Raw genomic sequence first — 22,353 nt, 5'->3', positions numbered from 1 at the left:
GGCATCATGGCTGCTGGAGAAATCTCTACTCCGCAAGAATACATAGGTCACCATCTGAATAACCTTCAGTTGGACCTGCGTACTTTCGAGTTGGTGAATCCGCACGACGCTCCTGCGACGTTCTGGGTATTAAATATCGATTCCATGTTTTTCTCTGTGGTGCTGGGACTTATTTTCCTGGTGTTGTTCCGCAAAGTGGCCAAAAGCGCTACCAGCGGTGTTCCAGGGAAATTACAAGCGGCTATCGAACTGGTTGTCGGCTTCGTTGATAACAACGTGCGCGACATGTACCACGGTAAAAGCAAACTTATCGCCCCGCTGGCTCTGACGATTTTCGTCTGGGTCTTCCTGATGAACTTCATGGATCTGCTGCCTATCGATTTGCTGCCGTTTATCGGCGAGCACTATTTAGGCCTGCCGGCGCTGCGCGTCGTGCCGTCTGCAGACGTGAACATCACGCTGTCTATGGCGCTGGGCGTATTTATTTTGATTCTGTTCTACAGCATCAAAATGAAAGGCATTGGCGGCTTCACCAAAGAGTTGACGCTGCAGCCTTTTAATCACCCGATCTTCATCCCCATTAACCTGATTCTTGAAGGTGTTAGCCTGCTGTCCAAGCCTGTTTCACTGGGTCTGCGATTGTTCGGTAACATGTATGCGGGTGAGCTGATCTTTATCCTGATTGCCGGCTTGCTGCCGTGGTGGTCGCAGTGGTTGTTGAATGTGCCTTGGGCCATTTTCCACATCCTGATCATTTCGCTGCAGGCTTTCATTTTCATGGTCCTCACGATCGTCTATCTGTCGATGGCATCTGAAGAACATTGATTTTTATCTCAACACTTAAGCTTTTAACTGAAACAAACTGGAGACTGTCATGGAAAACCTGAATATGGATCTGCTGTACATGGCTGCCGCTGTGATGATGGGCCTGGCGGCAATCGGTGCTGCGATCGGTATCGGCATCCTCGGAGGTAAATTCCTGGAAGGCGCCGCGCGTCAACCGGATCTGATCCCTCTGCTGCGTACGCAGTTCTTTGTTGTAATGGGTCTGGTGGATGCTATCCCGATGATCGCTGTAGGTCTGGGTCTCTACGTGATGTTTGCTGTCGCTTAAACCTGGTAGCCTTGTTCACTCATGGCACCTGGTGTGATGAGGGACGGATTCTGCCGTTTATCTCTGATAGCGGCAGAGCAAGTTAACTTAATAAGAGGCATTGTGCTGTGAACATTAATGCAACAATCCTCGGCCAGGCCATCGCGTTCATTCTGTTTGTCGCGTTCTGCATGAAGTACGTATGGCCGCCGATTATGGCTGCCATCGAGAAGCGCCAGAAAGAAATTGCTGAAGGCCTTGCTTCTGCTGAGCGCGCGAAGAAAGATTTAGATCTCGCGCAGGCCAATGCGACCGACCAGCTGAAAAAAGCCAAAGAAGACGCTCAGGTCATTATCGAGCAGGCGAACAAACGCCGTGCCCAGATTCTGGACGAAGCCAAAACTGAAGCTGAGACTGAACGTAACCGCATCGTGGCACAGGCGCAGGCAGAAATTGATGCCGAGCGTTCGCGTGCCCGTGAAGAGCTGCGTAAGCAAGTCGCGTTGCTGGCATTAGCTGGCGCCGAGAAAATCATCGAACGTTCCGTGGATGAAGCTGCTAACAGCGACATCGTTGATAAACTGGTCGCTGAACTGTAAGGAGGGAGGGGCTGATGTCTGATCTTATTACTGTAGCTCGCCCCTACGCCAAAGCAGCTTTTGACTTTGCTGTTGAGCATCAAAGCATCGATCGCTGGCAATCAATGCTGGCGTTTGCCGCAGAAGTGGCTCGCAACGAACAGATCGCAGATCTTCTTTCCGGTGCGCTTGCACCGGAAGCGTTATCTGCTTCTTTCATTGCAGTTTGTGGCGATCAACTTGATGAAAACGCCCAGAACCTGATTAAGGTGATGGCCGAAAACGGACGTTTGACAGCGCTTCCAGCGGTACTGGCTCAGTACATTCAACTGCGTGACGCTCATGAAGCGACAGCGGAAGTTGATGTGATTTCTGCCAGCACGCTGAGTGACAGTCAGCTGACTAAAATCAGCGCCGCGATGGAAAAACGTCTGTCACGTAAAGTTAAGCTGAATTGCAAAATTGATAAGTCTGTAATGGCAGGTGTGGTTATCCGTGCGGGTGACCTGGTCATTGATGGCAGCGTACGCGGCCGTCTTGATCGTCTGGCAGACGTCTTGCAGTCTTAAGGGGACTGGAGCATATGCAACTGAATTCCACCGAAATCAGCGAACTGATCAAGCAGCGCATTGCTCAGTTCAATGTCGTGAGTGAAGCTCACAACGAAGGTACTATTGTTTCTGTAAGTGACGGTATCATCCGCGTACACGGCCTGGCCGATGTTATGCAGGGTGAGATGATTGCCCTGCCGGGCAACCGTTACGCTATCGCACTGAACCTCGAGCGTGACTCGGTTGGTGCAGTAGTGATGGGCCCGTATGCTGACCTCGCGGAAGGCATGAAAGTGAAATGTACGGGTCGTATTTTAGAAGTTCCAGTTGGCCGCGGCCTGCTGGGTCGTGTGGTGAACACCCTGGGTGCACCGATCGACGGTAAAGGCGCAATCGAAAACGACGGCTTCTCGCCTGTTGAAGTGATTGCACCGGGCGTTATCGACCGTCAGTCAGTAGACCAGCCTGTTCAGACCGGTTACAAATCTGTCGATGCGATGATTCCAATCGGCCGTGGCCAGCGTGAGCTGATCATCGGTGACCGTCAGACCGGTAAAACCGCAATGGCAATCGACGCCATCATCAACCAGCGTGATTCAGGCATCAAGTGTGTCTACGTTGCGATTGGCCAGAAAGCGTCAACCATTTCTAACGTCGTTCGCAAACTGGAAGAGCACGGCGCGCTGGCTAACACCATCGTCGTTGTCGCTTCTGCTTCTGAATCTGCAGCACTGCAGTACCTGTCACCGTACGCCGGTTGTGCGATGGGTGAGTACTTCCGTGACCGCGGTGAAGATGCACTGATCGTATACGATGACCTGTCTAAGCAGGCTGTTGCTTACCGTCAGATTTCTCTGCTGCTGCGCCGTCCACCAGGTCGTGAAGCTTTCCCTGGCGACGTGTTCTATCTCCACTCTCGTCTGCTGGAGCGTGCATCACGCGTTAGCGCTGACTACGTTGAGCGCTTCACCAACGGTGAAGTGAAAGGCCAGACCGGTTCATTGACCGCACTGCCAATCATCGAAACTCAGGCGGGTGACGTTTCCGCGTTCGTTCCGACCAACGTAATCTCGATTACCGATGGTCAGATCTTCCTGGAATCGAACCTGTTCAACTCCGGTATTCGTCCAGCCGTTAACCCGGGTATCTCTGTATCCCGTGTTGGTGGTGCTGCACAGACCAAGATCATCAAGAAACTGTCCGGTGGTATCCGTACCGCGCTGGCACAGTATCGTGAACTGGCTGCGTTCTCTCAGTTCGCTTCCGATCTGGACGATGCAACACGTAAACAGCTGAGCCACGGTCAGAAAGTGACCGAGCTGCTGAAACAGAAACAGTATGCGCCGATGTCAGTCGCGCAGCAGGGTCTGGTGCTGTTTGCTGCTGAGCGCGGCTATCTGAACGATGTTGACCTGGCGAAAGTCGGCAGCTTCGAAGCCGCTCTGCTGGCGTTCGCGGATCGCGATCACGCTGAGCTGATGGCTGAAATCAACCAAGCGGGTAACTTCAATAACGAAATCGAAGAGAAGCTGAAAGGCCTCCTCGAAACGTTTAAAGCAACCCAGTCCTGGTAATGTCTGGCGGCTTGTCTGAAAAGGCAGGCCGCAAGGCTTTGAGGAGAAGCTAATGGCCGGCGCAAAAGAAATACGTAGTAAGATCGGAAGCGTAAAAAATACGCAGAAGATCACCAAAGCGATGGAAATGGTCGCCGCCTCCAAAATGCGTAAAACGCAGGAACGCATGGCGGCCAGCCGTCCGTATGCAGATACCATGCGCAAAGTGATTGGTCACCTTGCTCTGGGTAATCTGGAATACAAGCACCCTTACCTGGATGAGCGTGACGTTAAGCGCGTCGGCTACCTGGTCGTTTCGACTGACCGCGGGCTTTGTGGTGGTTTGAACATTAACCTGTTCAAAAAATTGCTGGCAGATATGAAGGGCTGGGCTGATAAAGGTGTGCAGAGCGATCTGGCCGTTATTGGTTCTAAAGGCAATTCATTCTTCGGCTCTGTAGGTGGCAACATCGTGGCACAAGTCACCGGTATGGGCGATAAGCCTGCACTGTCTGATTTGATCGGCCCGGTAAAAGTGATGTTGCAGGCCTATGATGAAGGTCGCATCGACAAGCTGTATATCGTTGCCAACAAGTTTAATAACACCATGTCTCAGACTCCGACCATTACCCAACTGCTGCCGTTACCGCCAGCGGAAGGTGAAGAAGAGATGAAGGCGAAGACCTGGGATTACCTGTACGAACCCGATCCGAAAGCGCTGCTGGATACCCTGCTGCGCCGTTATGTCGAATCGCAGGTTTATCAGGGTGTGGTGGAAAACCTGGCCAGTGAGCAGGCCGCACGTATGGTTGCGATGAAAGCTGCAACCGATAACGGCGGAAACCTGATCAAAGAGCTGCAGTTGGTTTACAACAAAGCTCGTCAGGCCAGCATCACCCAGGAACTTACCGAGATCGTCTCGGGAGCCTCCGCGGTTTAACCAGGCATATATCCTGTCGCGCGAGCGCGGCTGGGTATTTTCGTATTAGGTAGAGGATTCAAGATGGCAGCTGGAAAGATTGTCCAGATTATCGGCGCCGTAGTTGACGTCGAATTCCCTCAGGACGCGGTACCGCAGGTATACAGCGCTCTCGAGGTGAAAAATGGTGATGCTCGTCTGGTGCTGGAAGTTCAGCAGCAGCTGGGTGGTGGCGTGGTTCGTACCATTGCCATGGGTACTTCTGACGGCCTGAAGCGCGGTCTGGAAGTTACCGACCTGAAAAAACCTATCCAGGTTCCGGTTGGTAAAGCAACCCTCGGCCGTATCATGAACGTATTGGGTGAGCCAATCGACATGAAAGGCGACCTGCAGAATGACGATGGCAGCGCATTAGAGGTTTCCTCTATTCACCGCGCAGCACCTTCATATGAAGATCAGTCTAACTCGCAGGAACTGCTGGAAACCGGCATCAAGGTTATCGACCTGATGTGTCCGTTCGCTAAGGGCGGTAAAGTCGGTCTGTTCGGTGGTGCGGGTGTAGGTAAAACCGTAAACATGATGGAGCTGATCCGTAACATCGCGGCTGAGCACTCAGGTTATTCGGTCTTTGCTGGTGTGGGTGAGCGTACTCGTGAGGGTAACGACTTCTACCACGAAATGACTGACTCCAACGTTATCGATAAAGTAGCGCTGGTGTATGGCCAGATGAACGAGCCGCCGGGTAACCGTCTGCGCGTAGCACTGACCGGTTTGACCATGGCGGAAAAATTCCGTGATGAAGGCCGTGACGTTCTGCTGTTCATCGACAACATCTATCGTTACACCCTGGCCGGTACTGAAGTATCAGCACTGTTGGGTCGTATGCCATCTGCGGTAGGTTATCAGCCGACGCTGGCAGAAGAGATGGGTGTGTTGCAGGAGCGTATTACCTCCACCAAGACCGGTTCAATCACCTCTGTACAGGCCGTTTACGTTCCTGCGGATGACTTGACTGACCCGTCACCAGCAACCACCTTTGCTCACTTAGACTCAACCGTTACGCTGAGCCGTCAGATCGCCTCTCTGGGTATCTACCCAGCCGTTGACCCGCTGGATTCTACCAGCCGTCAGCTGGATCCACTGATCGTGGGTCAGGAGCACTATGACGTTGCGCGTGGCGTGCAGTCTCTGCTGCAGCGTTACCAGGAACTGAAAGACATCATCGCCATCCTCGGTATGGACGAGCTGTCTGAAGAAGACAAACTGTTGGTGGCACGTGCGCGTAAGATTCAGCGCTTCCTGTCTCAGCCGTTCTTCGTTGCTGAAGTCTTCACCGGTTCTCCAGGTAAATACGTTACCCTGAAAGACACCATCCGTGGCTTCAAAGGCATCATGGAAGGCGAATTCGACCACCTGCCAGAGCAGGCGTTCTACATGGTCGGCGCTATCGAAGAAGCCGTAGAAAAAGCGAAGAAACTGTAATTTCGGTTTCCCAGGAGGAATGGTATGGCTATGACTTATCATCTGGACGTGGTCAGCGCGGAGCAACAAATGTTCTCCGGTCTGGTTCAGCGCATCCAGGTGTCAGGTAGCGAAGGTGAGCTGGGTATTCGTCCTGGCCACGCCCCGCTGCTGACAGCCATCAAGCCTGGTATGATTCACATCGTGAAACAGCACGGCGAAGAGGAGTATATCTACCTCTCTGGCGGCGTGCTGGAAGTACAACCTGGCAGCACCACCGTTCTGGCTGACACCGCGATTCGCGGTGAAGACCTTGACGAAGCGCGCGCGCAGGAAGCGAAACGTAAAGCGGAAGAGCACATGAACAGCAGCCACGGCGACGTGGACTATGCTCAGGCTTCTGCGGAGCTGGCGAAAGCCATCGCGAAACTGCGTGTTATCGAGCTGACCAAAAAAGCGATGTAATCAGGCTTTATGCGTCACGAAATGCCAGCCCTTTGGGCTGGCATTTTTTTTGCCTGGCGTTTGCTGCAGCGCGATGACACCCGCTAATTTCGACCTGAGAAAAATGTAGTAATCTCAGGGTTAAACCTTACACTTTCGAAAGTTGAAGAGAATCAGGATAGTTATGTCTACGAACGCGATGAGTGTGGTGATCCTGGCCGCTGGCAAAGGCACCCGAATGTATTCCGACCTGCCTAAAGTTCTGCACACCCTTGCAGGAAAACCGATGGTCCAGCACGTGATTGATGCCGCAACAGGTTTGGGCGCACAGCAGATCCATCTGGTTTATGGCCATGGCGGTGATTTACTGCAATCAACATTGGCGGATAACGCACTTAATTGGGTGTTGCAGGCAGAACAGCTCGGCACCGGCCATGCGATGCAGCAGGCGGCCCCTTTCTTTGCTGATGACGAAGATATCCTGATGTTGTACGGCGATGTGCCACTGATCTCGCAGGCCAGCTTGCAACGTCTGCGTGACGCTAAACCGGCTGGTGGCATTGGTTTACTCACCGTCGTTTTGGATAACCCCACCGGTTACGGCCGCATCGTGCGTGAAAACGGCACGGTGACTGGCATTATCGAGCAGAAAGATGCATCGGCAGAACAGCTAAAAATCCAGGAAATCAACACTGGCATCCTGATTGCCAACGGCGGCGATCTCAAGCGCTGGCTGGCGCAGCTCAACAACAACAATGCGCAGGGCGAATTCTATATCACCGATATCATCGCCATGGCGCATCGTGAAGGCCGGGTGATCAATGCGGTGCACCCAGCGCGTATCAGTGAAACCGATGGGGTAAATAATCGCCTGCAGCTGGCAACACTTGAGCGCGTATATCAAAGCGAGCAGGCAGAAAGGCTGCTGCTGGCGGGTGTGATGCTGCGCGATCCAGCACGTTTCGATCTGCGCGGCTCGCTGCAGCATGGACGTGATGTTGAGATCGATACCAACGTGATCATCGAAGGCGAAGTCACGCTTGGCAACCGCGTCAAAATTGGCGCAGGCTGCATCATCAAAAACAGCGTGATTGCGGACGACTGTGAAATCAGCCCCTATTCGGTACTCGAAGATGCCACCTTAGCCGCTGCCTGTACGGTTGGACCTTTCGCGCGTCTGCGTCCGGGCAGCGAGTTGGCTGAAGCAGCCCACGTCGGCAACTTCGTTGAAATGAAGAAAGCCACGCTGGGTAAAGGCTCCAAAGCCGGTCATCTCTCCTACCTTGGCGATGCGGAAATTGGCGCGGGCGTGAATATTGGCGCCGGCACCATTACCTGCAATTACGATGGCGCCAACAAATCCAAAACCATCATCGGCGACAACGTGTTTATCGGTTCAGATACACAGCTGGTGGCACCTGTCAGCGTGGCGAGCGGCGCGACTATTGCCGCCGGCACCACCATAATGAAAGATGTGACAGCCGCTGACCTGGTCTATAACCGTAAAGAGCAGAATCAGAAGTCTGGCTGGCAGCGCCCGGTAAAGAAAAAATAAATTTTAAGGGTCGACAATGATCGGCCCATTAGCAGTGCCATAACTACATCCCCTTCTCTACAAGGCTCGGGGAACCGGCAACGCCGGAAATCAGGTCGTATGACAACGCAATGGCCAAAAGCCATGAAGTCAGGAAATTACTATGTGTGGAATTGTTGGGGCAGTAGCGCAGCGTGACATCGCAGAAATTCTGCTGGAAGGTTTGCGTCGTCTTGAGTATCGCGGTTATGACTCTGCCGGTCTGGCAGTGGTTGATCGACAGGGGCACATGACGCGCCTGCGTCGTCTGGGCAAAGTGCAAAATCTGGCGGAAGCGGCAGAACAACAGCCGCTGATTGGTGGCACCGGCATCGCGCACACGCGTTGGGCGACCCACGGTGAGCCGTCAGAGGCCAATGCGCATCCGCATGTTTCTGAGCACATCATCATCGTGCACAACGGCATCATTGAGAACCATGAGCCGCTGCGCGCCCAGTTGCTTGAGCGCGGCTATCACTTTGCCTCAGAAACCGACACTGAAGTGGTGGCGCATCTGGTGCATTGGGAGCAGAAGCAGGGCGGCACGTTGCGTGAAGTGGTATTGCGCGTGATCCCGCAACTGCGTGGCGCTTATGGCATGGTGATCATGGACAGCCGCGATCCATCGCTGCTGGTGGCGGCGCGTTCCGGTAGCCCGCTGGTGATTGGCCGTGGCGTGGGTGAAAACTTTATCGCTTCCGATCAACTGGCCTTACTGCCGGTGACGCGCCGCTTCGTTTATCTGGAAGAGGGCGATATCGCGGAGATCACCCGCCGCGAAATCACTATCATCGATCGTGAAGGCAAGCCCGCTAAGCGTGCTGAAATCGAATCGACCGCACAGTACGATGCCGGTGATAAAGGCATCTATCGTCACTACATGCAGAAAGAGATTTACGAGCAGCCAAATGCGATTAAAAACACCTTAACCGGGCGTTTTAATCACGGTGAAGTCGATCTCAGCGAGCTGGGCGCGGATGCCGAGAAGCTGCTGAGCCAGGTCGAACACATTCAGATCATTGCCTGCGGCACCTCATACAACTCCGGCATGGTGTCGCGCTACTGGTTTGAATCGCTGGCCAACCTGCCTTGTGATGTGGAGATCGCCTCCGAATTCCGCTATCGCAAATCCGCGGTACGCAAAAATAGCCTGCTGATCACGCTGTCACAATCGGGTGAAACCGCCGATACGCTGGCCGCGCTGCGTCTGTCGAAAGAGCTGGGTTATCTCGGTTCGCTGGCGATCTGTAACGTAGCTGGTTCATCGCTGGTGCGTGAGTCAGATTTGGCGCTGATGACCAAAGCCGGCACCGAAATTGGTGTTGCTTCGACCAAAGCCTTCACCACGCAGCTGGCGGTGTTGCTGATGCTGGTGGCGAAACTCGGTCGTCTGCACGGCATGAAAGCCGAAACCGAGCACGAAATTGTGCATGCGCTGCAGGCATTGCCAAGCCGTATCGAGCAGATGCTGGCGCAGGATAAAGTGATTGAAAGCCTGGCGGAGGGTTTCTCGGATAAACATCACGCGCTGTTCCTTGGGCGTGGCGATCAGTATCCCATCGCCATGGAAGGTGCGCTGAAGCTAAAAGAGATCTCCTATATTCACGCCGAAGCCTATGCGGCAGGCGAGCTGAAGCATGGTCCGCTGGCGTTGATTGATGCGGATATGCCGGTAATCGTGGTGGCGCCAAACAACGAACTGCTGGAAAAGCTGAAATCCAATATTGAAGAGGTACGCGCGCGCGGCGGTTTGCTGTATGTGTTTGCCGATCAGGATGCCGGTTTCAGCGACAGCGAGGGCATGAAAATCATCTCACTGCCACACGTAGAAGAGGTGATTGCACCGATCTTCTACACCGTGCCGTTACAGCTGCTTTCCTATCACGTAGCGCTAATTAAAGGCACCGATGTAGACCAGCCGCGTAACCTGGCAAAATCGGTTACCGTAGAGTAATCAGTCATCAGAGTGGGCCCGCAACGGGCCCGCTTCATTTCCGCGTGCTGTCATATAACTGTCACATTTCGTACATTTCACTGTCATCAAACTGTCCTATTTTCCCTCCAGCAGCAATCACTAACTCCTACTAAAAAGGCATTGAGCCTGATTTTTTTAAATCCCCTGGAGGGAACATGACACTGATGCGTAGCACCGTAGCCCGAATCCTCGCCGCCACCTTCGCAGTAAGCGCGGTCTCTGCTTTTGCAGCAACCGATCTGACGGGCGCAGGCGGGACATTCCCGGCACCGGTTTATGCCAAGTGGGCAGCCGAGTATCAGCAAGCCACCGGTAGCAAAATCAACTATCAGGGTATTGGTTCTTCAGGCGGCGTGAAGCAAATCATCGCGAAAACCGTCGATTTCGGTGCGTCAGATGCGCCAATGAAAGAAGAAGATCTGCAGAAAAATGGCCTGTTCCAGTTCCCTACCGTCATCGGTGGTGTGGTGCTGGCGGTTAACATCCCAGGTGTGAAATCAGGTGAATTGACTCTCGACGGTAAAACCGTGGGTGATATCTACCTCGGCACCATCAAAAAGTGGAACGACCCGGCAATCACTAAACTGAACCCAGGCGTGAAACTGCCAGATTCCAACATTAACGTGGTCCGCCGCGCTGACGGTTCCGGTACTTCATTCGTCTTCACCAGCTACCTGGCGAAAGTGAACGAAGAGTGGAACAGCAAAATTGGTAAAGGTAACACCGTTAACTGGCCAACCGGTCTGGGCGGCAAGGGTAACGACGGCGTAGCCGCTTTCGTACAGCGTCTGCCGGGTTCGATTGGCTACGTAGAGTACGCTTACGCCAAGCAGAACAACCTGACCTACACCAAACTGGTTGATGCCGACGGTAAAGCGGTAGCACCAAGCGAAGAGAGCTTTGCTAACGCGGCGAAAGGCGCAGACTGGAGCAAAACCTTTGCTCAGGATCTCACCTTCCAGAAAGGCAACGATGCATGGCCAATCACCTCAACCACCTTCATCCTGATTTATAAAGATCAGGCTAACGCTGAGAAAGGTAGCGAAGTGCTGAAGTTCTTCGACTGGGCTTACAAAGGTGGCAGCAAAACCGCAACCGACCTGGATTATGCAGCGCTGCCAGAAAGCGTCGCTGACCAGATTCGTGCAGCGTGGAAAGCCAACATTAAAGATAGCTCCGGTAAAGCGCTGTACCAGTAACCGATTTACCTGGCCAGCCGAGACGGTTGGCCAACCCCAATGGGCGGCATGCGTGCTGCCCTGACATCCTCCTGAGAACAGAGAATTCTATGGCTGCCACTAAGCCGACGTTCAAAGCCCCCGGTAAACAAGGCGACATGATTTTCGGCGCGCTGGTTAAGCTGTCCGCGCTTATCGTGTTGCTGTTGATGGGTGGCATTATCGTCTCCCTGATTTTCTCCTCCTGGCCTAGCATCCAAAAATTTGGTTTCTCCTTCCTGTGGAATAAAACCTGGGATGCGCCGAACGAACAATTTGGTGCGCTGGTACCGATTTACGGCACCCTCGTCACCTCGATTATTGCCCTGATCATTGCCGTGCCGGTGAGCTTCGGCATTGCGCTGTTCCTGACGGAACTGGCGCCGGGCTGGCTGCGTCGCCCGCTGGGCACCGCCATTGAGCTGCTGGCAGCGATCCCGAGCATTGTTTACGGCATGTGGGGCCTGTTTGTTTTTGCCCCGCTGTTCGCCGAATATTTCCAGACGCCGGTTGGCAATGTGATGTCGACTATCCCGATTGTTGGCACGCTGTTCTCTGGCCCGGCTTTTGGTATCGGTATCCTGGCGGCGGGCGTGATTCTCGCCATCATGATCATTCCGTACATCGCCTCGGTGATGCGTGACGTGTTTGAGCAGACGCCGGTAATGATGAAAGAGTCGGCTTACGGTATCGGCTGCACCACGTGGGAAGTGATCTGGCGCATCGTACTGCCGTTCACCAAAAACGGTGTGATCGGCGGCGTTATGCTCGGCCTGGGGCGCGCTTTGGGTGAAACCATGGCGGTAACCTTCATCATCGGGAACACCTACCAGCTCGACAGCCCATCGCTGTTTATGCCGGGCAACAGTATTACCTCCGCGCTGGCCAACGAATTTGCTGAAGCGGAATCCGGCGTGCACGTAGCGGCACTGATGGAGCTGGGTCTGATTCTGTTCGTGATTACCTTTATCGTACTGGCGATCTCAAAACTGATGATCCTGCGACTGGCGAAGAGTGAAGGAGCCCGTTCATGACCGTTATTGAAGTGCAGGCTCGCGCTGAGCTGGAAGTATCGCGCCGCAAAATGCAGGCGTGGCGCAGTACCAAAAACAAAATTGCCCTGACGCTGTCGCTGCTGACCATGGCTTTCGGCCTGTTTTGGCTGGTGTGGATTCTTTTCACTACAGTGACGCGCGGTGTCGATGGTTTGAGCTGGTCGCTGTTTACCGAATCGACTCCGCCACCCAATACTGCTGGTGGTGGTTTGGCCAACGCCTTAGTCGGCAGTGGCTTACTGATTTTCTGGTCGACGATCATCGGAACGCCGCTCGGCATCATGGCCGGGATTTATCTGGCGGAATATGGCCGTAAACACTGGCTGGCAGAAGTGATTCGCTTCATCAACGATATCTTGCTGTCCGCACCCTCGATTGTGGTGGGGCTGTTCGTCTACACCATCGTGGTGGCGCAGATGCAGCACTTTTCCGGCTGGGCCGGCGTGGTGGCGCTGGCGCTGTTGCAGATACCGATTGTGATTCGTACCTCCGAGAATATGCTGCGTCTGGTGCCAGACAGCATGCGTGAAGCGGCTTATGCGCTGGGTACGCCGAAGTGGAAGATGATTTCAGCCATTACGCTGAAAGCCTCGGTTTCCGGCATCATCACCGGTGTGCTGTTGGCTGTGGCGCGTATCGCCGGTGAAACCGCTCCGCTGCTGTTCACTGCGCTGTCGAACCAGTTCTGGAGCACCGACATGATGCAGCCGATCGCGAATCTGCCGGTCACCATCTTTAAATTCGCCATGAGCCCGTTTGCCGAATGGCAAAGCCTGGCATGGGCGGGTGTGCTGATTATTACAGTGTGCGTGCTGCTGCTGAACATTGCGGCGCGTGTGATTTTCGCCAAGGGCAAACACTAATTTCCCGGCGCGGCTTCGGCGGCGCTGCTTATGAGAGACGAGAATGAGTAACGTGACTTCATCAGCCGGTAAAATTCAGGTCCGTAATCTGAACTTCTATTACGGTAAGTTTCACGCGCTGAAAAACATCAACCTGGATATCACTAAAAACCAGGTCACCGCGTTTATCGGCCCATCAGGCTGCGGTAAATCCACGCTGCTGCGCACCTTCAACAAAATGTACTCGCTCTATCCCGAGCAGCGTGCAGAAGGTGACATCCTGCTGGATGGCGATAACATTCTGGCATCTAATCAGGATATCGCCCTGCTGCGCGCGCGCGTTGGCATGGTATTCCAGAAGCCGACGCCGTTCCCGATGTCGATTTACGACAACATCGCTTTCGGCGTACGTCTGTTTGAAAAGCTGTCGCGCGCCGATATGGACGAGCGCGTGCAGTGGGCGCTGACCAAAGCGGCGCTATGGAATGAAACCAAAGACAAGCTGCATCAGAGCGGTTACAGTCTTTCCGGCGGTCAGCAGCAGCGTTTGTGTATCGCTCGCGGTATCGCGATTCGTCCGGAAGTCCTGTTGCTGGATGAGCCGTGTTCAGCGCTCGATCCCATCTCAACCGGCCGTATCGAAGAGCTGATCACCGAGCTGAAGCAGGATTACACCGTGGTAATCGTGACCCACAACATGCAGCAGGCCGCGCGTTGTTCTGATCACACCGCTTTTATGTATCTGGGCGAGCTGATTGAGTTTAGCGATACCGATACTTTGTTCACTAAGCCCGCACAGAAGCAGACCGAAGATTACATCACCGGTCGTTACGGCTGATTCAGGAGACGCACATGGATAATTTAAATCTGAACAAACACATCTCCGGTCAGTTCAATGCGGAGCTGGAGCACATTCGCACGCAAGTGATGATTATGGGCGGCATGGTTGAGAAGCAGCTGATGGATGCCATCACCGCGATGCACAACCAGGATGGCGAGCTGGCGCGTCACGTGATCGACGGCGACCAGAAGGTCAACATGATGGAAGTGGAGATTGATGAAGCCTGCGTGCGCATCATCGCCAAACGTCAGCCTACCGCCAGCGATTTACGCCTGGTGATGGCGATCATCAAAACCATTTCAGAGCTGGAACGCATTGGCGATGTGGCGGAGAAAATCAGCCGCACCGCGCTGGAGAAATTCAGCCAGCAGCATCTGCCGCTGCTGGTAAGCCTCGAAGCGCTCGGTCATCACACCGTGCAGATGCTGCATGACGTGCTGGATGCGTTTGCGCGCATGGATCTCAACGAAGCCATCAAAATTTACCGTGAAGACAAGAAGGTAGATAAAGAGTATGAAGGCATCGTGCGTCAGCTGATGACCTATATGATGGAAGATCCGCGTACCATTCCCAGCGTGCTGACCGCGCTGTTCTGCGCGCGCGCCATCGAGCGTATCGGTGATCGCTGCCAGAACATCTGCGAAATTATTTTCTATTTCGTCAAAGGTCAGGATTTCCGTCATGTGGGCGGCGACAAGCTGGATGAACTGCTGTCGGGTGACGACGGTAGCAATAAACCCTCTTGATTATCGCTTTGGCGACCCGTTGCCACTGTGGCTAACGGGCCGCCTGCTTAAATTCTGCCTGTTCTCAACGATTCCCTCTCTTTATACTTGGCGCACTTTTTTCTGCAAGGTGCTGCCGCATGTCCTCCCCAACTCCTACAAAACAAGCCATAACGCCGGCGAAAGCCATGGTGGCTGCCATCAGCGGCTACGCTATGGACGGATTCGATCTGCTGATACTCGGCTTTATGCTGCCGGCGATCAGCGTCTCGCTGGCGCTCGATCCTTCTCAGGCGGGTTCCCTGGTGACCTGGACACTGATCGGTGCGGTGATCGGCGGCATTGTATTTGGTCATCTGAGCGATCGTTATGGCCGCATCCGTATTCTCACCATAACCATTTTGATGTTCTCGGTATTCACCGGTCTGTGCGCCGTGGCGCAGGGTTATTGGGACTTGCTGGCGTACCGTACGCTGGCAGGCGTGGGGTTGGGCGGCGAATTCGGCATCGGCATGGCGCTGATTGCCGAAGCCTGGCCGAAAGAGAAGCGCAATCGCGCCTCGGCATGGGTTGGCATTGGCTGGCAGCTTGGTGTGCTGCTGGCGGCCTTTATCACGCCGCCGCTGCTGAGCGTGATTGGCTGGCGCGGCATGTTCCTCGTCGGGTTGCTGCCGGCGCTGGTCTCGTTTGTTATTCGTCGCAGCATGGGCGAGCCGGAAGGCTTTACCCGCCACGTTGAGAAAACGCCGCAGCTCTCTTTCGCTGCGCGTATTAAATTGCTGTTCGCCGATCGCGCGACCAGCAAAGCCAGTCTGGGGATATTCATCCTTTGCTCAGTGCAAAACTTTGGTTATTACGGGCTGATGATCTGGATGCCGAGCTATCTCTCCTCCAACTTCGGTTTCAGCCTGACCAAATCTGGCTTGTGGACTGCGGTGACGGTGGTGGGCATGACGTTCGGTATCTGGCTGTTTGGCGTACTGGCCGATCGCTTCGCGCGCTGGAAAATCTTCCTGCTGTACCAGTTCGGCGCGGTGGTGATGGTGGTGGTGTACGCACAGCTACGCGATCCAACGGTGATGCTGTTTACTGGCGCGCTGATGGGGATGTTTGTGAACGGTATGATTGGCGGCTACGGCGCGCTGATTTCAGATACCTTCCCGCCGCAAGCACGTGCGACAGCACAGAACGTGTTGTTTAATCTTGGGCGTGGCGTGGGTGGTTTTGGTCCGCTGGTGATTGGTTTGCTGGCCACCAACATCTCTTTCACCGCCGCGATTACGCTGCTGGCGCTGATTTATCTGCTGGATATCGTTGCCACGCTGTTCCTGCTGCCGAAGAAGCAGAGCAACGAGGATTCGCTGGGGGCGATTGGCTGATTTGGATTGTGCTGGCTGTCCCCCTCCTCAATCCTCCCCCACGAGTGGGGGAGGATGATGCTGCTATAGGGTAGTTGGGGAGTTGCATGTGGCAGCGTCTCCTTCCCCCACTCGTGGGGGAAGGCCGGGATGGGGGACAGCCAGCACCTATCCCACCAAATCCCAGCCGCGTGCGCGCCACAGATCCGGCAACTGCGCCATATCATCAAAGCGCGTCACCAGCGGATGATCTAACTCGGGATTGTGCGCATCGGCGCAGTAGTAAAACACCGGAATCCCGGCGGCGATTCCCGCACGTGCGCCCGCCTCTGAATCATCTACCAGAATGCATTGCTCAATCGGCACCTGCATCTGCTCGGCCGCGTGATACATCAGCTCCGGATCGGGCTTCCAGTGGTTAATGTCATAACCGCTGTACAATTTCCCCTCCAGATACGGCAGCATGCCGGTTAAGCCCAGCGAATGTTGCATCTTCTTTACCGTGCCGTTCGAAACCACGCACATTGGCACTTTTACGCGCTCCACCAGCGCGTTGGCACCGTCAATCGGCTTTAAATCGAGATCGAACAGTCGCGCCACTTCGGCGCGATAGGCGGTTTCCACCTCTTCAAGCGGCAACTCAACCTGATGTTCTGCCGCCACGTCGCGGATGATGTCGTAGAGCTTCACCCCTTTATATTGCTCAAACATCTGCTGCAGCGAGAGCTCAATACCGTAGCGGGCAAAGGTGTTGACGTAAGATTGCGTACAGATTACTTCGCTGTCGACCAGCGTGCCGTCGCAATCAAAAAAAATACATTCAACCGACATCGCACATCATCCTTTTGTTAAACAATAAGCTGACACTCTAGCGTACTGAGCGCAGAAAGCGACCCTGAGCAACCGGTTGCGAATAATCAGTGTTTTGCCGCGCCAAACTCTATACGATACGCGGCGATAAATTTTTTCATCGGAACAGTGAAATGAATAATCAGGGTCTTTTGCAGCGCATCTTCAAACTGCAGGAACACGGCACCACCGTGCGTACAGAAGTGATCGCCGGGTGCACCACTTTCCTGACGATGGTCTACATCGTCTTTGTTAACCCGCAAATTCTTGGCGTGGCGGGCATGGATACCCAGGCTGTCTTTGTGACTACCTGCTTAATTGCCGCGTTCGGCAGCATCCTGATGGGGCTGGTGGCGAATCTGCCGGTGGCATTGGCGCCGGCGATGGGCCTCAATGCCTTCTTCGCCTTTGTGGTGGTCGGTGCAATGGGCTACTCGTGGCAGATTGGCATGGGCGCGATTTTCTGGGGCGCACTGGGTCTACTGATCCTCACGCTGCTGCGCGTGCGTTACTGGATGATTGCGAATATTCCGCTGAGCCTGCGCGTCGGCATCACCGCCGGTATTGGCCTGTTTATCGCCATGATGGGGCTGAAAAATGCCGGCATCATCGTGCCGAACGCCGATACTATCGTTGCCGTCGGCAATCTGACCTCGCACAGCGTGCTGCTCGGTGCGCTTGGCTTCTTTATCATCGCTATTCTGGCTTCGCGTAACATTCATGCGGCGGTGCTGGTGTCGATTGTGGTGACCACCGCGCTAGGTCTGATAATTGGCGATGTGAAATTCAGCGGCGTGTTTGCGCCGCCGCCTGCTATCACCTCCGTAGTGGGCCAGGTCGATATCAAAGGCGCGTTCAACATTGGTATGGCCGGTGTGATCTTCTCCTTTATGTTGGTTAACCTGTTCGACTCATCCGGCACGTTGATTGGCGTGACGGATAAAGCCGGACTGACCGATGAGAAAGGCACTTTCCCGCGCATGAAGCAGGCGCTGTATGTCGATAGCATTAGTTCCGTCACCGGTTCACTGATCGGCACCTCTTCAGTTACCGCTTATATTGAAAGCTCGTCCGGCGTGGCGATCGGCGGACGTACTGGCTTGATGGCGGTGATTACCGGGATTCTTTTTCTGCTGGTGATGTTCCTGTCACCGCTGGCCGCGATGGTGCCATCCTATGCGGCGGCGGGTGCGCTGATTTACGTTGGCGTGCTGATGACGGCATCGCTATCTCGCGTGCAGTGGGACGACCTCACCGAAGCGGTTCCGGCGTTTGTCACTGCCGCAATGATGCCTTTTAGCTTCTCGATCACCGAAGGCATCGCGCTGGGCTTTATCTCTTACTGCGTGATGAAATTAGGTACCGGCCGCTGGCGTGAAATCAGCCCGTGCGTGGTGGTGGTTGCTCTGCTGTTCGTGCTGAAAATCGTCTTTATCGACTCCCACTAAACCAATAAAGGCCGCGACTGCGGCCTTTATTACTATGGATGCCCCATCTCATGCGGTGTGACCAAGCTGGTCAGGCGCAAGGTGCGCGGCCCCATGTTGGGTTTGCTCATCTCGACATCGCGCAGCGATTGCCATTGCTGCGCGCCATCAATCTCCCACAGGCGTAAGCGTCCGGTGCCTGGCGACAGCGCACACGACCACACCAGTGTAGGTTCGGCATCACATACCGCCTGAATATCGGGAAACACGGTAGAGCGCAGTCGGCCAGCTGCGGGATGCAAACGCAGGGAATCAATGCCGCTATCAGATTCGCCGGTGAGCTTAAGAATGCTTTGGCGCAACGTCCAGATTTGCGTCAGCGCTTCCATGAAATCCTGCTGCGCGTTGATCCAGGCTTTTTCGCCGGAGGAGAGATCCTGCGTCAGCATCTCCTGAGTTTGACGGCTGTGGGCGCGCACTATTTCCATATCCAGCCCAGCGCGTCCGCCTTCTTCCGCCAGCAGCACGCCAATGGTATTGCCAGCGTAGGAAATACTGAAATCCGGTAGCGTGGGATCAGCAAAACGGGGACGTCCGCTGCTGGTGGTGATCAGCTGCGGAAGTTCATGAATGCCATAGACGCGCAGCATTAACTGCGCCAGCAGTTCGCGCGCCGCTAAAAAGCGTCCGCGCCGCTTGTCAGCGAAGCGGTCGGCACTGTTGATCACATCCTGTGGAACCCGCATGTTCTCTGAAGAGAAGGGCGGATTACCTATCCAACGAACAAAATGACTAGCCATCTGTCGCTCCGTGAAAATGGTCGAATAATCATCAGTGCTATTGTAAGAATTTTCTCATGGGTTTGCATCCGGCTTAAGAGGGATAAGACGATATTTCAGATAAGGACGAAGCCGAGCGACAATCCCATTTGGCAACTTTGCATAGAACGCTTTTGCAGATTCATCGCTGAACGGGTGCCGAACGGTCTGATGTGGTGTAGGATTTGGGCAGTAAAAAAGGCACATTGAAGTGCGCTAACCCATTTATTCATCTGCCAATCGTGCGCATCTTAGAAGCATGCACGTCGGAGTTTTCTATGTCAGTTACCGCTATTACTCGCCAGGAATCGATCTCTCTTGATGAGTTTCGTCACGGCATGCGTCGCTTAACGGCGGGCGTTTCTCTGGTTACCACCGAATTTCAGGGCGAAAAGCTGGGGCTGATTGCGACATCAGTCAGCTCGCTGGCTGCTGAGCCGCCAAGTCTGCTGGTGTGCGTCAATCGCAGTGCATCCAGTCATGATGCCTTTATCGAAGCCGGCCATTTTGCCGTTAACGTGCTGCGTGAACAGCATGATGACCTGTGTGCCCAGTTCAGCCAATCTTCTCGCCGGTCCGAGCGTTTTCACAATGGCGCCTGGCAGACGCTGAATACCGGCTCGCCGATCCTGGCTGATGCGCTGGTGAGCTTTGATTGTCAGCTGGAGAAAGTGGTGGAGTGGAACACGCACAGCGTGCTGCTGGCACGGATTGTTGGCATCGCTCTGCCTGGTGAAGCGGCAGAGCCGATGATCTACTTCAACAGCGGTTTCCATTCACTGGGCTAACCGCGCAGGAATCGGCGTCATGGGTTAAGCCCGACGCCTTTCCTCACTCAGGCAAAAGTGCTGGCTTCATCAAAGCCAAGACGCGGCAGACGCGCGTGCAGTTTGCTGGCTTCGCCGTAGCCCAGATTAATCAGTAAATTCACCTGCCATTTGCTCTCGCTGAAGAACGCTTCGTTCACTTTTGACGGATCGAAACCGGACATAGGGCCCGCATCCAATCCCAGCGAACGCGCTGCCAGAATCAAATATCCTGCCTGCAGGCTGCTATTACGGAACGCGGTCTCTTTCGCCAGGTCTGGGCTGCTGGTGAACCAGCTGCGTGCATCGCCATGTGGAAACAGCTTTGGCAACGCTTCGTAGAATTCCGGATCCCACGCCACAATCACCGTCACCGGCGCCGCCATGGTTTTGTCGACGTTGCCAGACGAGAGCGCCGGTTTCAGCTTCTCTTTGCCTTCCTGCGACGTCACAAATACAAAACGACCCGGCGAGCAGTTAGCAGAAGTCGGCCCCAGCGCGGTCAGGTTATAGAGCTGCTTCAGCACCTCCTGAGAAATTGGTTTGTCCTGCCAGTAACTGTGGGTGCGGGCTTCATTAAACAGCGCGTTCAGCGCCACGCTGTCGAGCGTTGTACTCATGTTTCTCTCCTGTTCGGGCGGCAATGTGCGCCCAATATTTAGCATGAATAGTGAATGTACCCGGCAGGACCGGTTAGCCGGGCAGTGATCGTTATACTGCAAAGCGCAAGGGGAGCCAAATAACAAAGACGCATGGAAGGTTCTGGGCGGGAGAATTGCAGGTAGCTCAGAGAGCTACCTGTTGAAAGCCAGGGAAGTCTTACTTACCAATACAGAAACTGGAGAAGATTCGTCCCAGCAGATCATCGGAGGTGAATTCACCGGTGATTTCGCTTAGCGCCTGTTGTGCTAAACGTAACTCTTCCGCCAGTAATTCGCCGGCCCACGCGCCTAACAGCTGATGTTTACCCTGTTCTAAGTGCGTTGCGGCTAACTCCAGCGCTTGCAGATGACGGCGACGGGCGAGGAAGCCGCCTTCCATGTTGCCAGCAAAGCCCATGCTCTGTTTCAGGTGATCGCGCAGCGCTTCCACGCCTTCACCGGTACGCGCCGAGAGACGAATCAGTGAGTGACCATTCACTTCAGTGAGACCCAGCACTTCGCCAGTCATATCCGCTTTGTTGCGTACCACGGTAATTGGCAGCGCATCCGGCAAGCGCGCGACAAAATCGGGCCAAATAGCGGCGGCTTGGGTCGCATCCGTTGTGGTGCCATCGACCATAAACAGCACGCGGTCGGCCTGCTCGATCTCCTGCCAGGCGCGTTCGATACCAATTCGCTCCACTTCATCGCTGGCTTCGCGCAAACCGGCGGTATCGATGATGTGCAGCGGCATGCCGTCGATATGGATATGCTCACGCAGCACGTCGCGCGTGGTGCCAGCGATATCGGTGACAATCGCCGCTTCGCGCCCGGCTAAGGCATTCAGCAGGCTCGATTTACCGGCATTCGGACGACCGGCAATGACCACTTTCATCCCTTCGCGCAGCAGGCTGCCCTGACGCGCTTCGGCACGCACGCCGTTGAGATCGCCGATCACCACATTGAGCTGTGCTTCAATTTTGCCGTCGGAAAGGAAATCGATCTCTTCATCCGGGAAGTCGATGGCCGCTTCCACATAGATGCGCAGGTGAGTAAGTGCTTCCACAAGCGCGTTGATGCGCAGGGAAAATGCGCCCTGCAGCGAGTTTACTGCGGAACGGGCTGCTTGCTCTGAGCTGGCATCGATCAGATCGGCAATCGCTTCGGCCTGTGCCAAATCGAGTTTGTCGTTGAGGAAGGCGCGTTCCGAGAATTCGCCCGGCTGAGCAATACGCAAGCCGGGCAGCGCCACGATGCGTTTGAGCAGCAGGTCGAGAATTACCGGACCGCCGTGGCCTTGCAGCTCCAATACATCTTCGCCGGTAAAGGAGTTCGGGCCAGGAAACCACAGCGCAATGCCCTGATCGAGCACGCTGCCATCGACATCGCTAAAAGGCAGATAGTCGGCGTAGCGCGGTTTCGGCAGCTTGCCTAACACGGCTTGCGCCACGTCAGCGGCTTTGGCACCGGAAATACGCAGAATGCCGACGCCGCCACGGCCGGGAGGCGTCGCCTGGGCAACAATGGTGTCGCTGTGGCTCATGATTCCACCTTAAACTTTTAGGGTATTAATAAATAAAAATAGGGCGACATAAATGTCGCCCTTTGATTATACGCTGCTGCTGAT

General features: G+C 54.6%; 22 protein-coding genes. 18 read left to right on the top strand and 4 right to left on the bottom strand.

What is annotated here, in order from left to right; translation table 11 throughout:
- The first annotated feature begins 6 nt into the window (after positions 1 to 6).
- The 16 genes from atpB (at position 7) to PMI17_RS23365 (ending at position 16,206) form a co-directional block, all read left to right on the top strand.
- Positions 7 to 825, top strand: coding sequence for a F0F1 ATP synthase subunit A (gene atpB / locus PMI17_RS23440; protein ID WP_007893608.1), 819 nt, complete (start codon positions 7 to 9; stop codon positions 823 to 825).
- 49 nt (positions 826 to 874) lie between these two features.
- The gene (atpE, locus tag PMI17_RS23435; protein ID WP_003849523.1) at positions 875 to 1,114 is read left to right on the top strand and encodes a F0F1 ATP synthase subunit C; all 240 of its coding nucleotides are present in this window, start codon (positions 875 to 877) and stop codon (positions 1,112 to 1,114) included.
- 107 nt (positions 1,115 to 1,221) lie between these two features.
- Entirely contained in the window at positions 1,222 to 1,692 is a 471-nt protein-coding gene (atpF, locus tag PMI17_RS23430; protein ID WP_007893603.1) for a F0F1 ATP synthase subunit B, read from the top strand.
- A gap of 14 nt (positions 1,693 to 1,706) precedes the next feature.
- Positions 1,707 to 2,240: a F0F1 ATP synthase subunit delta gene (atpH, locus tag PMI17_RS23425; RefSeq protein ID WP_007893600.1), complete on the top strand. Its 534-nt coding sequence runs from the start codon at positions 1,707 to 1,709 to the stop codon at positions 2,238 to 2,240.
- A 14-nt stretch (positions 2,241 to 2,254) separates the two neighbouring features.
- Complete coding sequence (atpA, locus tag PMI17_RS23420; protein WP_007893598.1) at positions 2,255 to 3,796, top strand: F0F1 ATP synthase subunit alpha; 1,542 nt, start codon at positions 2,255 to 2,257, stop codon at positions 3,794 to 3,796.
- 52 nt (positions 3,797 to 3,848) lie between these two features.
- Entirely contained in the window at positions 3,849 to 4,715 is an 867-nt protein-coding gene (gene atpG, locus PMI17_RS23415; RefSeq protein ID WP_007893596.1) for a F0F1 ATP synthase subunit gamma, read from the top strand.
- A 63-nt stretch (positions 4,716 to 4,778) separates the two neighbouring features.
- Positions 4,779 to 6,176 (top strand): F0F1 ATP synthase subunit beta, encoded by a 1,398-nt coding sequence (gene atpD / locus PMI17_RS23410; RefSeq protein WP_007893594.1) that lies wholly within the window; start codon positions 4,779 to 4,781, stop codon positions 6,174 to 6,176.
- A gap of 24 nt (positions 6,177 to 6,200) precedes the next feature.
- A complete protein-coding gene (locus PMI17_RS23405; RefSeq protein WP_007893591.1) occupies positions 6,201 to 6,620 on the top strand; it encodes a F0F1 ATP synthase subunit epsilon in 420 nt (139 codons plus the stop codon).
- A 163-nt stretch (positions 6,621 to 6,783) separates the two neighbouring features.
- Positions 6,784 to 8,154: a bifunctional UDP-N-acetylglucosamine diphosphorylase/glucosamine-1-phosphate N-acetyltransferase GlmU gene (gene glmU, locus PMI17_RS23400; RefSeq protein ID WP_007893589.1), complete on the top strand. Its 1,371-nt coding sequence runs from the start codon at positions 6,784 to 6,786 to the stop codon at positions 8,152 to 8,154.
- A 142-nt stretch (positions 8,155 to 8,296) separates the two neighbouring features.
- A complete protein-coding gene (gene glmS, locus PMI17_RS23395) occupies positions 8,297 to 10,126 on the top strand; it encodes a glutamine--fructose-6-phosphate transaminase (isomerizing) (protein ID WP_007893588.1) in 1,830 nt (609 codons plus the stop codon).
- 176 nt (positions 10,127 to 10,302) lie between these two features.
- Positions 10,303 to 11,346: a phosphate ABC transporter substrate-binding protein PstS gene (gene pstS, locus PMI17_RS23390; protein WP_007893587.1), complete on the top strand. Its 1,044-nt coding sequence runs from the start codon at positions 10,303 to 10,305 to the stop codon at positions 11,344 to 11,346.
- A gap of 89 nt (positions 11,347 to 11,435) precedes the next feature.
- Positions 11,436 to 12,398: a phosphate ABC transporter permease PstC gene (gene pstC, locus PMI17_RS23385; protein ID WP_007893586.1), complete on the top strand. Its 963-nt coding sequence runs from the start codon at positions 11,436 to 11,438 to the stop codon at positions 12,396 to 12,398.
- On the top strand, positions 12,395 to 13,282 hold the full coding sequence (gene pstA / locus PMI17_RS23380; RefSeq protein ID WP_007893585.1) for a phosphate ABC transporter permease PstA: 888 nt from the start codon (positions 12,395 to 12,397) through the stop codon (positions 13,280 to 13,282). The genes pstC and pstA overlap by 4 nt, the downstream gene beginning before the upstream one ends.
- Positions 13,283 to 13,325: 43 nt before the next feature.
- Positions 13,326 to 14,099 (top strand): phosphate ABC transporter ATP-binding protein PstB, encoded by a 774-nt coding sequence (pstB, locus tag PMI17_RS23375; protein ID WP_007893584.1) that lies wholly within the window; start codon positions 13,326 to 13,328, stop codon positions 14,097 to 14,099.
- A gap of 14 nt (positions 14,100 to 14,113) precedes the next feature.
- Positions 14,114 to 14,848 (top strand): phosphate signaling complex protein PhoU, encoded by a 735-nt coding sequence (gene phoU / locus PMI17_RS23370; RefSeq protein WP_007893583.1) that lies wholly within the window; start codon positions 14,114 to 14,116, stop codon positions 14,846 to 14,848.
- 119 nt (positions 14,849 to 14,967) lie between these two features.
- Entirely contained in the window at positions 14,968 to 16,206 is a 1,239-nt protein-coding gene (locus tag PMI17_RS23365) for an MFS transporter (RefSeq protein WP_007893577.1), read from the top strand.
- A 147-nt stretch (positions 16,207 to 16,353) separates the two neighbouring features.
- Here PMI17_RS23365 and yieH read toward each other — a convergent pair whose 3' ends face one another.
- Entirely contained in the window at positions 16,354 to 17,016 is a 663-nt protein-coding gene (yieH, locus tag PMI17_RS23360) for a 6-phosphogluconate phosphatase (RefSeq protein WP_007893575.1), read from the bottom strand.
- A gap of 152 nt (positions 17,017 to 17,168) precedes the next feature.
- Between yieH and PMI17_RS23355 the strand changes: the two genes are divergently transcribed.
- Entirely contained in the window at positions 17,169 to 18,482 is a 1,314-nt protein-coding gene (locus tag PMI17_RS23355; RefSeq protein ID WP_007893573.1) for an NCS2 family permease, read from the top strand.
- A 32-nt stretch (positions 18,483 to 18,514) separates the two neighbouring features.
- On the opposite strand, the gene PMI17_RS23350 is transcribed toward PMI17_RS23355, so the two are convergent.
- Positions 18,515 to 19,261: a 4'-phosphopantetheinyl transferase superfamily protein gene (locus PMI17_RS23350; RefSeq protein WP_007893571.1), complete on the bottom strand. Its 747-nt coding sequence runs from the start codon at positions 19,259 to 19,261 to the stop codon at positions 18,515 to 18,517.
- A gap of 296 nt (positions 19,262 to 19,557) precedes the next feature.
- On the opposite strand from PMI17_RS23350, the gene PMI17_RS23345 reads away from it, so the two are divergent.
- Positions 19,558 to 20,067, top strand: coding sequence for a flavin reductase family protein (locus PMI17_RS23345; RefSeq protein WP_007893570.1), 510 nt, complete (start codon positions 19,558 to 19,560; stop codon positions 20,065 to 20,067).
- Positions 20,068 to 20,114: 47 nt separating this feature from the next.
- Here PMI17_RS23345 and PMI17_RS23340 read toward each other — a convergent pair whose 3' ends face one another.
- Positions 20,115 to 20,705, bottom strand: a complete 591-nt coding sequence (locus PMI17_RS23340; RefSeq protein ID WP_007893569.1) for a malonic semialdehyde reductase — start codon at positions 20,703 to 20,705, stop codon at positions 20,115 to 20,117.
- Between the two features lie 199 nt (positions 20,706 to 20,904).
- Positions 20,905 to 22,269 carry a tRNA uridine-5-carboxymethylaminomethyl(34) synthesis GTPase MnmE gene (mnmE, locus tag PMI17_RS23335; protein WP_007893568.1) on the bottom strand — a complete coding sequence of 455 codons (1,365 nt, stop codon included), beginning with the start codon at positions 22,267 to 22,269 and terminating at the stop codon, positions 20,905 to 20,907.
- Between the last annotated feature and the right edge of the window lie 84 nt (positions 22,270 to 22,353).

The sequence above is a fragment of the Pantoea sp. GM01 genome, from assembly GCF_000282675.1.
Lineage (GTDB): Bacteria > Pseudomonadota > Gammaproteobacteria > Enterobacterales > Enterobacteriaceae > Pantoea > Pantoea nemavictus.
This window is presented reverse-complemented; position numbering and strand designations above follow the sequence as displayed.